Origin of the sequence: Maribacter sp. 6B07 (assembly GCF_002700155.1) — a bacterium.
Lineage (GTDB): Bacteria > Bacteroidota > Bacteroidia > Flavobacteriales > Flavobacteriaceae > Maribacter > Maribacter dokdonensis.
The window spans coordinates 283278-296803 of record NZ_PDUT01000003.1 but is presented as its reverse complement, the minus strand read 5'-3'; the positions used below and the strand labels follow the sequence as shown (position 1 = coordinate 296803).

Below are 13526 nucleotides of genomic sequence, written 5' to 3'. Positions count from 1 at the left end.
AAATTCAGTTTAATAGGTGATCTTCAATAAGATCACGTACCTGTATTGCACTAATAGTTTGATTCTTCTTACCAAAGCTATGATTACTTATAAAAATTGGATAGTCTTCAACGTCTTCTGTTATACGACCATGAGAACCCTTTATTAAAGTGGCATCTATTGGTATAATATCCATTACCGTTCTAAAGCCCATTTTTTTCTTTATGAGCTTTCCAACAACTTTTGCCATAACCAACTTATCTTTTGGATCGGTCATCATTTCAACAGGGTCATACCCCGGTTTTTTATGAATATCTACCATTCTGGCATAGTCAGGTGCCTTGGCATCATCCAACCAAAAATAATAAGTAAACCATGAGTCTTTATCTGCTACTACTACAATATCACCACAGCGGTCGTGATCAATATAGTAGTCCTTTAAATCTTCACCATATAACACTTTCTCTACACCTTCAACTGCTTTTATCAATGTAGCTACCTTATCAATATCCTTGTCATTTTTACAATACACATGGGCAATTTGATGGTCTGCAACAGCAAAAGCATCACTTTGACCAGCATCTAAAAGCTCCAGTCCACGCTCCTCACGTATAGCTATATATCCTTCTTTTCTTAATATTCTATTGAGATGAATTGGCTTGTTTACATTTGTAATTCCATACTCGGAAAGAAGTATTACCCTGGCATCTAAAGACTCATAATGTTGTACCAATTGTTTTACTACAGCATCTATTTCATTTAAATCTTTAGAAATTATTTTAAAATCAAGACCATAACGTTGTAAATTGTAATCTAAATGGGGTAAATAAATCAATGTTAGATCAGGATTATGTTTCTTATCCGTCAACAAAGCTGCATTTGCAATCCATTTAGATGAGTTGATGGTAGTTTTTGGTCCCCAAAATTCAAAAAGCGGAAATGTCCCTAATGTACTTTGCATTTCATCCCTTAATTCAGCAGGATATGAATATACATCTGGAATTTTTCTGCCATCTGCCAAATAATTAGGTCTTGGTGTAAGACTAAAATCCACGTTGCTATACATATTGTACCACCAAAAATGGTTGGCACAGGTAAAATTGGGATATTTTTCTTTGAGATCGTCCCATATTTTTGGTTGTTCTACCAGTTTGTTAGACTGTCTCCAAAACTTTACTTCACACTCATCTTTAAAATACCAACCATTACCAACTATACCATGTTCAGATGGCCATTTACCGGTTACATAGGTAGATTGAACAGCACATGTAACGGCAGGTAGCACAGGCTCTATGTATAATGCCTGCCCTCTCTCTAAAAATGATTTTATAAACGGTGTATGTTCACCTATCAATCGTTTTGTTAACCCAACTACATTAATGACAACCGTTTTCTTCATATTACATGTGTGATTTAAGCCACTCTAGTTCTCGTATTATTGACACTGATAAATCCTGTTTTAAATCTGCCGGGAGTACATCCCATGTATAAGTCTCTACCTCTAAATGCTCTGAAATTGGGTCTTCTTTAATATATGCTATTGTTTTTAGAATATGATCTTGTGTAGAAAACAGTTCACCATATTTTTCCAAGAATATAGGCACGTGATAATGGGCCCTTAGTTCTTCATGAGTTCTATCCCCTTCCAATACCAAAGGTAAATCACTATAAGTCTTAACCTTTCCGTCTAATTTTTCGGTTACCTGATGTAAATAGGTAGGCTCATTAAATTGTGAAAGTTCTTCCCAAATTCGTTCATCATTGGTACCGTTAAAAATAATTTTTAACGCTGCACTTACTTGAATTTTACCAACTTTTATACTATTTGCCTTGAACTTGGCAAACGTATCGGTAGGTTCTTCATAAGCCAATGAAAAATGGCAAACATCATAACAAACCGTAATATATTTTTTAATTAAAGATTCTGCCTCATCTGCATTTAAACCTAATTCCTGCTTAAAATAAGCTCTACCTATAGGAACCAAGTAATCCGCATAAAACAACAAAACTTCATCACTATTTTCTAGCAAACCATCTGGTTCAGGTTCAATATCCAAATGCAAATAGTTTCCTGTAGCTTGTTCAATTTTGAACAATTGCTTGGCAACTTCAAGCATATTCTTTGCACCGATTTCAAATGCATTTTTTGTTTCCAAAAGGGTCTTATGCCAGTATTTATATGTGATTGGAGATGTTGAAATTCCGCCGTTCAATCCCGCGGGAATTAATTCCGAAAGTTGACGAAACAGTCTTTTGGTATAATTTAAGCGGTCATCTGTAGTCCAGTCTGGCGCATGTACCAAATCTTTTACACGCTCGTCATGAAAATTTCCATAAGGAAAACCATTCATGGTAAACACGTACAAATCATTATCATTTAACCACTTTTTAAAGTCGGTCAAATTACTGCCCATGTCAAGCTCTTCGCTGGCTTTATTTGATAGGCGCAGTCCTAAACCAAAAGCTTGATTCTTTGAAACTTCATTTTTTATACCAAGCACATGACGCTTAATACTTTCAAAAGTATTTTTCCAATCTTGCCCAGGGTGAATATTTGTACAATATGTTAGGTGAAGGTTTTTTTTCAGTTGCATTGCATTTAATTTAATGCGAATTGATGATTAAGTTTAACAATGGCTTTGGACATTAACTCCATATCAACAGTATGTACGTCGTGCTTTACACCCAAATCAGAAATAAGGGTTATTGTCAATTGCCCCCCTAAATGCTCTCTAAACTCTTCTATACCGTTTAATAACTGCTCAATTTTATCATTGCTCTGCACCGGGAGTGATAAATCAAAACCAATAGCGATCATTACATCCAAAATGTACTGTAAATCCTCTTCAGAAATCAATCCAACTAACTGCGCATAGGTAACATCTAATGCGATGCCTTTGGCTACAGCTTCACCATGTCGCAACTCATAATTGGTCATGAATTCCATTTTATGTGCAGCCCAATGTCCAAAATCCAGAGGTCTAGACGATCCGGATTCAAATGGGTCTCCACCTTGTGCAATATGATGCATGTGCATTTCGGCACATTTGTAAATAACATACTGCATAGGCTCCATTTCCCTATTTTTTAATGCAACTGCATTATCGGCAATATATTTAAAAAAGGTTTTATCCTTGATCAATGCCACTTTAATGGCTTCGGAAATTCCGGAAATCCAATCGCGCTGTTCTAAGGTTTCAAGAAAATCACTGTCGTTAATAATGGCGAACGGCGGTGCAAATGTTCCTAAAAAATTTTTTTTCTTAAATGCATTTACACTGTTCTTTACCCCTACTGCAGAATCGTTCTGTGATAATACCGTTGTAGGTATTCTTATCAATTTAACGCCTCTATGTGCTATAGCTGCCGCATAACCGACCATATCAATTACAGCACCACCACCAATGACTACCACAAAAGAATGACGACAAATTTTATTATCGTTTACCCCTTTTAACACTGATTCAATAGCCTTATCACTATTCTTTACTTGTTCTCCCCCTGGCAACACTAAAGTTTCGGTACATTTTATAGTTTGCCGGTGTGCTTTACAATAATCTTCAATTTGAGGTATTAAAGTGGGATGATGATGTTTAACTCCGTCATCTAAAACAAACAATAGTTTTACAGGTTCAAAATCTTTATAGTCCGCAATTAAGTTTACGAACATTTGATTTTCTAAAGCAAATAGTCCAGAAGTAAAATATAATTGATAATCATACTGTACTTGAAAAGACTGTTTTATAGGTTGTAATTGCATACGTATTTTATGTTACTGCAAATAATTTTGACAAAAGCATGGATAATGGTAATAATAATAAAACGGCCAATGCCAAATACCAATTAGAAAAACCGGCCACCCAGCAAGCGTTCATCACAATTAGTGACAATACACCACCCATTACAGCTTTCTTAATGTTTTTAGGTGAATTTACTTTATACGCTTTAATTAAAGGCGAATAAATTAAAAACCCAAACATTAATATAAACGGTAATAGCACCAAGAGATTGTCTTTCTGTTGCATTACAATTAACGTAATGGATAGAATAACTATTGCGTATAAGATACCTGCCCAAACAATATGTTTTTTATTATCTCCGTGCACCTCTCCTCTACTGATCAATGTGATGGCAAAAATATAGACAACAGGAACCAATGAAATGTACCAATGTGTTAGGTTTCCAAGAATAGACATACCCATTAAAAGATTTAATCCACGGCAAATTCCCATATTTAAGGGACCAGCAAACCCAAATTGTTTAAAGTAGCCATCATATGTTAAAATACCCACGGTTAAAGCAACAGATATTAAACCTGATAATACAGTAGTCTTAAATGCCAATGTTATACCGATCAGCATGAGAATTGTACCAAAATAAATAGCTTCTTTTTTGGGTACAAGTCCACTTGGAATTGCCCGCTCCGGTCTTTCGACCGCATCTAGATCTGCATCGAAAACATCGTTAAAAACCACTCCACCTGCATATAAGGCAATTGATGAGAAAACCAAAGAAAGTACATTGCCGCTCTGCCCACTCACAAAATTAAGCACTACTATATCCTTAAGATATAATATAATGGCAATACCTGCCAATATATCCGCTGCGGCAGTTGGCAAATTCGCAGGTCTTGCCAAACGAGCAAAACCCATTAACTTTTCTTTCATTTGTTAAATGATTTGATCTTCGTCAATACGAGGTTTTTGCCCCCTAAGAACACTATTATCATTAAAAAGTTGCGATTGATTAATACTATCTGGCTGCAACCAATGCGCTTCTCTCATTTTACCATTTTTACTAAAGGCATCTAATGCATTTTGATAGCAGGTTTTTCTAACATCCTCCATAGACACACCTCTTTTTAGCATTAAAGATGCTGTTTTTGGCACTGCTAAAGGGTCACTTACACCCCAATCTGCCGAACTATCCACTATAATATTATTACTACCATATTTCTTAACAACTTCTACCATACGCTCATTGCCCATTTTTGTTTTGGGATAGATGGTAAAAGCAGCAATGAAACCACGGTCAAGAACCTCTTTTACCGTTTCTTCATTGTTATGATCAATTATTACATTGGCAGGATCTAAACCATGCTCCAAACAAACCTCCATACTCTTTATGGTTCCTGCTTTTTTATCTCGGTGCGGCGTATGTACCTGTACGGTCATATTAAGTTCTTTAGCCATATCTAGCTGCATTCTAAAAAACTTATCCTCTGCAGGTGTTTGATCGTCATATCCAATTTCACCAATAGCGACCACATTTTCTTTATGTAAGTACAACGGTAACAATTCTATTACCTGTTCTGCCAAAGCCTCATTATTTGCTTCTTTTGAATTTAAACCAATAGTGCAATAATGTTTTATACCAAATTGACTGGCCCTAAAAGGCTCCCAACCCACCAAACTACTAAAGTAATCTTGAAAAGAACCTACTTGGGTTCTTGGTTGACCCAACCAAAAGGATGGTTCTATTATTGCTACAACTCCCGCTGCTGCCATTGCTTCATAATCATCTGTTGTTCTTGACGTCATGTGTACATGCGGGTCAATGATCATCATTTTATCTTCCATTCTATTGTTGTTTTATCGTATTCCAAGTTGTATGCCCATCGGCAATTTTATGTTTTAGCTCTGGCTTACCGTTCAATAGCGCAAGGGCCTTTTCGTTTTCCGAATAATAACAGCAAAGAGCTCCGGCTAAATTTTCTACAACATCATCACTGTTAAGTAATGTCTTCATATCACCCAAAAGCTGCTCATTTAAAAATTTTGAAACAGGTCTCCAGAACAATGGATCTATTTTTCTACCTGCAGCCCATCTTTCATGTGCATAATCGGATATTATTCTAGCTAAATCCTCATTAGCTCTTTCATCAATGGATGCTATTTGCGAAAGGTCTCTTTCCATAAAAGCCGCCTTCAAAAACATTTGATTCCATTGTTGATCATTAAAATATTCTGCCGGATACGGATTGTTCAATGAAATAGCATCAAAAATCGTTGCAATATTAGTTCTTAACGCTTCTACAGCTGTCTGTTTATATGCCTCTGGGTTGGGTAGTAAAACCAAATACTTTAAAAAGGTTTCTAATTCACCGGTATCCGCCACTTGTATAATATTGGCAACCTTTGGTGTATAAAATTCAATATCTTGACTTAATATCTCTGCTAAAAAATAAATACGCGACACCTGTAGAATAGTTGCCTTGTGCCCACTTAAATAGCGCGAACTCGTTGTATCCAATGCATCAAATGATATTACGTTAACAGCATCAAATTTTACATTTAACAAACTATAGGTCATAAATAAATCTTTAGAAGATTTATTTTCTTTTAAACTTTCAATTTTACCTTTTAGCCAGGCGACACTATCTGGCGCCCCGTATGTGTTCAGTATATTTTGAACATCTATTGGATTATGCATTTTTGTTGTTTGGATGGTCTCTACATCAAAAATAATTATTATTCATCAGGAAGCGGTCTAGGTTTTTGATTAAAATTCGTTAGGTCTTTAAATTCTTTCTAATTTTGAAAAAAAGAGAACTATGTTAGGCTTAAAACTACCTACCGATCCAAGATGGGTAAACATTGTTGAGAAGAATATTGATGAAATATTGACAGATCATGCGTATTGTGAGCAAAAAGCCGCAAGTACAGCAATATCACTCATTGTATCTTTCCCTGAATATACTGAACTTGTTGAGGAAATGATAGCCTTATCTAGAGAGGAAATGGGTCATTTTAAAATGGTACACGACCTTATTTTAAAGCGAGGAAATGCGCTGGGCAGGGATCGTAAAGATGAATATGTTATAGAACTTATTAAATACTTTCCAAAGGGCGGTAGTAGAACTACCCAATTAGTGCATAGATTATTATATGCAGCTTTAATTGAGGCGCGTAGTTGTGAACGTTTTAGATTATTATCCGAAGAACTGGAAGACAAAAAACTAGCCGAATTTTATCACAAGTTAATGATCAGTGAAGCGGGGCATTACACCATGTTCCTAAAGTTTGCTCGTAAATATGGAGATCTTGAAGAGGTGAACAAAAAATGGAACAGTCTTTTAGAATATGAAGCCCAGATCATGAAAGACCTAGGCAAAAAAGAAAGCATTCACGGATAGAACGCGGCTTATTTAGCTTCTGAATAATACAAATCTTTTATAATACCATCTGAAAGTCCAATTTTGGGAACATGAATTTTCTTTGCCCCGCTCCATTTTGCGGCCGAGAGAAAAATTTTGGTTGCAGGAATTATAACATCTGCCCTATCTGGATTCAATCCTAGCTCAGACACCCTATCATCATAACTTAGACTGTCTAAAAAATGATATTGCGCGTTCAACCAAATGTAAGAAAGTGGCTCACCTTCTTTTCTACCTGATAGTTTATGCAACTTATTAATGTTGCCACCGGACCCTATAATGGATAATTTGGGTTTATCCTTTAAAATTGTTTTGATCCACTCCTCTAGTTTATTCCAAGTTTCCGGTTTAACCATATTATTTAAAAGTCTTACCGTACCCAGCTTAAACGACTTGCTCACTTGAATTTTACCATTAGAAAACAAGGTAAACTCCGTACTACCACCACCAACGTCTATATACAAATAGCATTGATCATCTTTAATCAAGTTTTTTAAGTCTGTAGAAGCTATAATAGCAGCTTCTTGTTTACCGTCTATTAAATCTATTTTGACCCCAGATTCCTTTACAATCTTCTCAATTATCTCGTTACCGTTATTGGCTTCCCTCATTGCAGATGTAGCACATGCACGGTACCTTTCAACACCCGACACTTCCATTAAAAGCTTAAAAGCTTTCATGGTCTTTATTAAACGGGCTTCATTTTGTTCAGAAACTTCACCAACGGTAAAAGAATCTTCACCTAGCCTTACAGGTACCCTTACCAATGCACTTTTTCTAAATTGAGTCTTTTTACCCTTATCCTCAATAACATTGTGTGTTAGCAATCTAATAGCATTGGAGCCTATATCAATTGCCGCAAATTTTCTTACTTTCAAAAAATACTTTTTTTAAGATTCCTGTTTTTTAGCATAATAATCGTACGTAGCAAACTGAGATCTTATTTTAGGTATGGAAGATTTACGGTATGCATTGTCTTGTTTTTCATTAAACACACGAGCTTTCATATTGTCTCTCCAACAGATATCAAACGTATCCATCAATTCCTTTTTTATATCCTCATCATAAATTGGGCAACCAACCTCAACTCTATAATCAAGGTTTCTAGTCATCCAATCTGCAGATGATATATACATTTTAGTATCGCCACCATTTGCAAACGCAAAGAAACGAGTATGCTCTAAAAACTTATCAATAACACTTATAGCTTCTATGTTTTCACTCATACCCTCAACCCCTGGTATTAAGCAACATATACCTCTTATGATCAACTGGATCTTTACCCCCGCTCTACTAGCCTCATACAGTTTATCTACCATTTTATAAGAGGTAAAACTGTTCATTTTTATTTTGATAAAAGCCACTTTGCCCTGCTTGGCATTTGCTATTTCATTATCAATTAATTTCATAAACGCATTTTTGGTATAATGCGGAGATACTATAAGATGTTTATACTTGTTGATCTTGTAGGTAGTCTCAAAAAAGTCAAAGACTTTATTCAACTCTTTTAGTATGGAATCATCTGCAGTAAAAAGAGTGAAATCTGTGTAAATTCTTGCGGTAGATTCATTAAAATTACCTGTACTTACAAAACCGTATCGCTTTAAAGCTCCATTTTCTTCGCGCTCAATTAAGCATATTTTACTATGAACCTTTAGCCCTGGAACACCAAATATTAATTTAACCCCTTCAGACTGTAACTGCTCTGCGTATTCAATATTTGCCTGCTCATCAAAACGTGCCTGAAGTTCAATTTGAACGGTTACTTGTTTACCATTTTTAACCGCGTTGATCAAACTTGCAGCAATTTGTGAGTTACTTGCCAGTCTATAAACCGTAATCTTTATGGAACGTACTTTTGGATCAAGTGCAGCTTCACGTAAAAATTTTAATACATAGGTAAACGTATGGTAGGGTGTGTATTGCAAATAATCTTTTTTGGCTATACTCTCTAAAATACTACCTTCTACACTAAGCCCCTTTACCGGTAACGGAACTATCTTGTCATATAAAAGATCTTTTCTTCCCAAGCTTGGAAAACCCATATAATCTCTTCGGTTATGGTACCTACCACCTGGTATTACACTATCCGTATCTTCTATGTTCATCTTTTCCTTTAGAAAAGTCAAGGTGTCCCTGCCAATACTCTTATCGTATACAAAGCGTACGGGATCACTTATTTTTCTATGCTCTACACTAGATGAAATTTTTTCAATAAAACTTTTACTAAGGTCGTTGTCAATATCAAGTTCGGCATCTCTTGTTATTTTGATCATATGAGCAGAAATAGATTCATACTCGAACATGGTAAATATATTGCCAAGACAGTACCTAATTAGATCATCTAGTATTATGATATAACTTTTATCTCCTTCATCTGGCAATACAATAAAGCGATCAATTCCTTTGGGTATTTCAATTAAGGCATATCTTTTCTCTTTTCTACTATCATCACTCTTAATTACCATTTTAACAGCCAAATACGCTGCAGTGTCCTTCAGGGTAGGAAAACGTGTTAAATCATTTAAAATGATAGTCATTAATTGCGGACTCACTTCCTTTAAGAAATAGACCTTCACGAAATCCTTTTGATTATCGTTTAATTCCGTTTCCTTGATAATGAATATATTCTCCCCTTCCAACTCATGTTCAATTCTTCTAAGAATTGATAAACTTTTTGTTTGCTGTTCAATTACAATATTGGTAATCTCTTCTAGAAGATCTTTTGCCTTTTCTCCCCCAAGTACACTTTTGCCGGTTTTACCAGCTTCTACAATACGCTTAACCGTTGCATAACGCACCTTGAAAAACTCATCTAAATTATTTGAGAAAATACCTAAAAACCGTAATCTTTCAATTAATGGCACATTCTTATCTGCACTTTCCTGTAGTACACGCTCGTTGAACCATAACCAACTTATTTCTCTATTTACGTACTGATTGTTGTTTTTTATCATGCTTTTAATTGCTTCGGAAATATGGTTTGTATTGTTGAGCCCTGAGTGATAGCGGGCCATGAATTTTCTTTAAACTGTAATTGAACAAAACCGCTGGTGGGCACATTATCTATAAGTTTATCTCCCAACGAATTTGCTAAAAAGGTAAAAGCATGATTATGCCCAAAAATGAGAACATTTTCAAAAGTATCCTCTAATTGTTTTATAAACTCAAAAACCTGATCACCTGAGAAGTCGTACAAACTTGAATCTATACCACAATTATTTAAAGGATGACCAATAATTCTAAGACAAATCATACAAGTGTGAAATGCCCTGTTTGCGGGGCTAGTATATACTTTATCTATTTTAATATCTTGTCTGGCAATTTCCATAGCAACCAAATGGGCATCATTAACCCCTCTTTGCAAAAGTGCCCTATCTTGATCACTAACATTTAGCTCCCAAGAAGACTTACCGTGGCGCATTAAAAATAGATTCTTCATGTTAACATATTTAAGGAGCCAATCGTTCCATTTTCCAATCAAATTCACTGGTAAGGGTGTACCTAATTCGATCATGCAGTCTATTAGGTCTGCCTTGCCAAAACTCTATAGATAAAGGTCTTACCAAATAGCCACCCCAATGCTTAGGCCTTTCTATTTCTTTACCGTTATATTCTTTTTCCAACTTAGCTAATTTATCTTCCAATACGGCTCTGGAATCAATTACAGTACTTTGATTTGATACCAATGCCCCTAATTTACTTCCTTCAGGTCTTGACTCAAAATAACCATCAGAAAGATTTTCAGGCAATTTTTCGGCAACACCTTTTATGATTACTTGGCGTTCTAAGTTTGCCCAAAAAAAGGATAGACATAGATTTGGGTTTTCACTAATAGCTTTTCCCTTTTCGCTATTGTAGTTCGTATAAAAGATAAAACCCTCATGAGTATATTTCTTAAGAAGTACTACCCTGCTTTTAGGAAAACCATCTAAACCTACCGTAGAAACCGTCATAGCATTGGGTTCATCTACCCCATCGGAATTTTCAACCTCATAAAACCATGTTTGAAATAGCTGTATTGGATTATCAGATATACTGTCTTCTACCAACGCACTTTTCTCATAGGATTTTCTATAATCACCTAAATCTTTCTGCATCATTTTCGTGTTAAAAACAAGATAAACAAAGTTCTAAAAAGAAAGGAAAATAAACGTTATAAAAACGTATTAAAAGGTTTAAAAATCGAATGTCTTACCATCATCAGCAAGAACTACATTAGGAAAAATAGTTGAAGCTTCTTCTTTAAACAATACTATTGATTTATAGCGGGTAGAGTAATGACCTAACACTAAGGTTTTTACATTAGCTTTTTTTGCTACCATTGCGGCTTGTTTAGCGGTAGCATGCTTGGTTTTCACGGCAAGATCGGTCTCTGTTTCCAAAAATGTAGATTCATGATATAAAACATCTACATTTTTAATCTTTTCAGCCAAACTTTCATCGTAAACGGTGTCACTACAAAATGCATAAGATTTTGGCTCAGGCGGATCAAAGGTTAATTCACTATTGGGTACAATAGTGCCACTATCCAAAGTTATATTCTTTCCGTTTTTTATATTGTTATAGTAAGCTTTGTCAATCCCATACTTTTCTGCCGCAGTAACATTCAGCTTTCTCTTGCCTAATTTTTCCCTGAACAAGTAGCCATTTGTATATACCCTATGATCTAATGGTATGGTAGTTACACTTATCTTATCATCCTCAAAGATAAGCTCCTGTTCCTTACTGGTAAGTTCATGAAATAACAATGGGTAGTTTGTCCAAGAATCTCCCAATTTCAAAAGCAATGTAATAGCCTCTTTAATTCCTTTGGGGCCGTATACATGAAGTGCTTTCTCCCTACCCAATAATCTCATGGTAGAAATAAAACCTGGGAGTCCAAAAAAGTGATCTCCATGTAGGTGAGAAATGAAAATATGGTTTATTCTTGAGAACTTTATTTTATGCCTTCTAAGCTCTACCTGGGTTCCCTCACCACAATCAATTAATACAACTTGATTATTAATTTCTAAAATTTGTGACGTAGGATTCGTAAGCGTTCTTGGTGTTGCCGCATAACAACCCAATACAGTAAGGCGCATAAAATAAGTACTTAAGTATTCTTATCTGTGCTTTGCGTATTGTTATATACCCAAATCACGTTCTATTTCTTCCATTTCAACAACATCTCTAGCTTCTTGAAGTGTTGGCACAAGATTAATTTCTTCAGGAACATCATCATAAGACACTTTATCCGATACCAAAACGAACGACTGTCCGTTCTTTTTGTGCATTCTTGCTATTTCTAAAAATGAGATAACATTATAAGGTGTCAACTTTGAGAAGCTTAACAAGTTTAACACCAAATTATCGTTTTTTAATTTTGCATATTCTTTCTGCAAATTCTCTAAAAAACGCTCAATTGAAATTTCTTCTTGAGATACAATAATCAACGATTCTTCTTTAGTGAAAATCATATTATTTTATTTTAGATGCCAATAAATAAATTACCGCCATACGAATGGCAACTCCGTTTTCTACCTGATTTAATATTATAGATTGCTTGGAATCTGCCACATCACTTGTAATTTCCACACCTCTGTTTATAGGACCTGGGTGCATTATTACAATTTCCTTATCCAAGCTATCAAGCAATTTTTTATTCACCCCAAATTGTTGGGTATACTCTCGTGTGGTCGGGAAATAACTTATATCCAATCTTTCGTTTTGTATGCGCAACATGTTAGCTACATCGCACCACTCCAACGCTTTTCTTAAATTGGTTTCTACACCGACCCCTAAAGATTCTATGTGCTTAGGAAGCAATGTTTTAGGACCACACACCTTAACATTTGCTCCTTGTAATTTTAACGCAAAAATATTTGAAAGGGCAACCCTTGAATGAAGAATATCACCAACGATCACTACATTTTTACCTGCTACGTCTCCTAATTTTTCACGTATGGAGTAAGAATCTAACAATGCCTGTGTTGGATGCTCGTGTGCACCATCACCAGCATTTACGATTGATGCATTTACGTGTTTGGATAAAAATATGCCCGCACCAGGGTTAGGATGCCTCATCACCACCATATCTACTTTCATAGATAGAATGTTATTTACCGTATCTATTAAGGTTTCACCCTTTTTAACCGAAGACTGACTTGCGGAAAAATTAAGCACATCTGCAGATAAACGCTTTTCCGCCAATTCAAAAGACAGTTTAGTCCTAGTACTGTTCTCAAAAAATATATTGGCAATGGTAATATCTCTAAGCGAAGGCACTTTTTTAATAGACCGGTTGATTACCTCTTTAAAATGATCGGCAGTTTCAAAAATAAGCTGAATATCGGTTTCCTTTAGGTATTTAATTCCCAGTAAGTGTTTAACACTCAGTTCGCTCATTTTC

At 35.4% G+C, this 13526-nt stretch carries 14 protein-coding genes; 1 reads left to right on the top strand and 13 read right to left on the bottom strand.

The window, feature by feature from the left end; translation table 11 throughout:
• Positions 1-4 precede the first annotated feature (4 nt).
• Genes CSC80_RS13895 through CSC80_RS13870 form a run of 6 tightly spaced genes read right to left on the bottom strand, consistent with a single transcriptional unit; the run spans position 5 to position 6411 of the window.
• Positions 5-1378: a nucleotide pyrophosphatase/phosphodiesterase family protein gene (locus CSC80_RS13895; protein WP_058105780.1), complete on the bottom strand. Its 1374-nt coding sequence runs from the start codon at positions 1376-1378 to the stop codon at positions 5-7.
• Between the two features lies 1 nt (position 1379).
• Positions 1380-2573: a metabolite traffic protein EboE gene (gene eboE / locus CSC80_RS13890; protein WP_099192579.1), complete on the bottom strand. Its 1194-nt coding sequence runs from the start codon at positions 2571-2573 to the stop codon at positions 1380-1382.
• A 5-nt stretch (positions 2574-2578) separates the two neighbouring features.
• Entirely contained in the window at positions 2579-3739 is a 1161-nt protein-coding gene (locus tag CSC80_RS13885; RefSeq protein ID WP_099192577.1) for a 3-dehydroquinate synthase, read from the bottom strand.
• Positions 3740-3746: 7 nt separating this feature from the next.
• Positions 3747-4646 carry a UbiA-like protein EboC gene (eboC, locus tag CSC80_RS13880; protein ID WP_099192575.1) on the bottom strand — a complete coding sequence of 300 codons (900 nt, stop codon included), beginning with the start codon at positions 4644-4646 and terminating at the stop codon, positions 3747-3749.
• Positions 4647-4649: 3 nt separating this feature from the next.
• Positions 4650-5558 (bottom strand): TatD family hydrolase, encoded by a 909-nt coding sequence (locus CSC80_RS13875; RefSeq protein ID WP_099192573.1) that lies wholly within the window; start codon positions 5556-5558, stop codon positions 4650-4652.
• Position 5559: 1 nt separating this feature from the next.
• Positions 5560-6411 (bottom strand): EboA domain-containing protein, encoded by an 852-nt coding sequence (locus CSC80_RS13870; protein WP_099192571.1) that lies wholly within the window; start codon positions 6409-6411, stop codon positions 5560-5562.
• Between the two features lie 121 nt (positions 6412-6532).
• Between CSC80_RS13870 and CSC80_RS13865 the strand changes: the two genes are divergently transcribed.
• Positions 6533-7114 (top strand): tRNA-(ms[2]io[6]A)-hydroxylase, encoded by a 582-nt coding sequence (locus CSC80_RS13865; RefSeq protein WP_074669671.1) that lies wholly within the window; start codon positions 6533-6535, stop codon positions 7112-7114.
• Positions 7115-7122: 8 nt separating this feature from the next.
• Here the strand turns inward: CSC80_RS13865 and CSC80_RS13860 are convergent, their stop codons facing one another.
• The 7 genes from CSC80_RS13860 to CSC80_RS13830 all read right to left on the bottom strand — a co-directional run bounded on the left by CSC80_RS13860 (position 7123) and on the right by CSC80_RS13830 (position 13522).
• The gene (locus tag CSC80_RS13860) at positions 7123-8013 is read right to left on the bottom strand and encodes an exopolyphosphatase (RefSeq protein WP_074669672.1); all 891 of its coding nucleotides are present in this window, start codon (positions 8011-8013) and stop codon (positions 7123-7125) included.
• Positions 8014-8025: 12 nt separating this feature from the next.
• Positions 8026-10092 carry a polyphosphate kinase 1 gene (ppk1, locus tag CSC80_RS13855; protein ID WP_099192569.1) on the bottom strand — a complete coding sequence of 689 codons (2067 nt, stop codon included), beginning with the start codon at positions 10090-10092 and terminating at the stop codon, positions 8026-8028.
• Positions 10089-10577: a histidine phosphatase family protein gene (locus tag CSC80_RS13850; protein ID WP_099192567.1), complete on the bottom strand. Its 489-nt coding sequence runs from the start codon at positions 10575-10577 to the stop codon at positions 10089-10091. Before CSC80_RS13850 ends, ppk1 begins: the two co-directional genes overlap by 4 nt.
• Before the next feature lie 10 nt (positions 10578-10587).
• The gene (pdxH, locus tag CSC80_RS13845) at positions 10588-11235 is read right to left on the bottom strand and encodes a pyridoxamine 5'-phosphate oxidase (protein ID WP_099192611.1); all 648 of its coding nucleotides are present in this window, start codon (positions 11233-11235) and stop codon (positions 10588-10590) included.
• 78 nt (positions 11236-11313) lie between these two features.
• On the bottom strand, positions 11314-12219 hold the full coding sequence (locus CSC80_RS13840; protein ID WP_099192565.1) for a ribonuclease Z: 906 nt from the start codon (positions 12217-12219) through the stop codon (positions 11314-11316).
• A gap of 42 nt (positions 12220-12261) precedes the next feature.
• Positions 12262-12594 carry a ribonuclease Z gene (locus CSC80_RS13835; protein ID WP_071339965.1) on the bottom strand — a complete coding sequence of 111 codons (333 nt, stop codon included), beginning with the start codon at positions 12592-12594 and terminating at the stop codon, positions 12262-12264.
• A 1-nt stretch (position 12595) separates the two neighbouring features.
• The gene (locus tag CSC80_RS13830; protein WP_099192563.1) at positions 12596-13522 is read right to left on the bottom strand and encodes an aspartate carbamoyltransferase catalytic subunit; all 927 of its coding nucleotides are present in this window, start codon (positions 13520-13522) and stop codon (positions 12596-12598) included.
• Positions 13523-13526 lie beyond the last annotated feature (4 nt).

What these genes read in the sequence shown, in the direction of transcription:
- CSC80_RS13895 (WP_058105780.1), bottom strand. Translation starts at nt 1,378, where the DNA reads ATGAAGAAAACGGTTGTCATTAATGTAGTTGGGTTAACAAAACGATTG.
- eboE (WP_099192579.1), bottom strand. Translation starts at nt 2,573, where the DNA reads ATGCAACTGAAAAAAAACCTTCACCTAACATATTGTACAAATATTCAC.
- CSC80_RS13885 (WP_099192577.1), bottom strand. Translation starts at nt 3,739, where the DNA reads ATGCAATTACAACCTATAAAACAGTCTTTTCAAGTACAGTATGATTAT.
- eboC (WP_099192575.1), bottom strand. Translation starts at nt 4,646, where the DNA reads ATGAAAGAAAAGTTAATGGGTTTTGCTCGTTTGGCAAGACCTGCGAAT.
- CSC80_RS13875 (WP_099192573.1), bottom strand. Translation starts at nt 5,558, where the DNA reads ATGGAAGATAAAATGATGATCATTGACCCGCATGTACACATGACGTCA.
- CSC80_RS13870 (WP_099192571.1), bottom strand. Translation starts at nt 6,411, where the DNA reads ATGCATAATCCAATAGATGTTCAAAATATACTGAACACATACGGGGCG.
- CSC80_RS13865 (WP_074669671.1), top strand. Translation starts at nt 6,533, where the DNA reads ATGTTAGGCTTAAAACTACCTACCGATCCAAGATGGGTAAACATTGTT.
- ppk1 (WP_099192569.1), bottom strand. Translation starts at nt 10,092, where the DNA reads ATGATAAAAAACAACAATCAGTACGTAAATAGAGAAATAAGTTGGTTA.
- CSC80_RS13850 (WP_099192567.1), bottom strand. Translation starts at nt 10,577, where the DNA reads ATGAAGAATCTATTTTTAATGCGCCACGGTAAGTCTTCTTGGGAGCTA.
- pdxH (WP_099192611.1), bottom strand. Translation starts at nt 11,235, where the DNA reads ATGCAGAAAGATTTAGGTGATTATAGAAAATCCTATGAGAAAAGTGCG.
- CSC80_RS13840 (WP_099192565.1), bottom strand. Translation starts at nt 12,219, where the DNA reads ATGCGCCTTACTGTATTGGGTTGTTATGCGGCAACACCAAGAACGCTT.
- CSC80_RS13835 (WP_071339965.1), bottom strand. Translation starts at nt 12,594, where the DNA reads ATGATTTTCACTAAAGAAGAATCGTTGATTATTGTATCTCAAGAAGAA.
- CSC80_RS13830 (WP_099192563.1), bottom strand. Translation starts at nt 13,522, where the DNA reads ATGAGCGAACTGAGTGTTAAACACTTACTGGGAATTAAATACCTAAAG.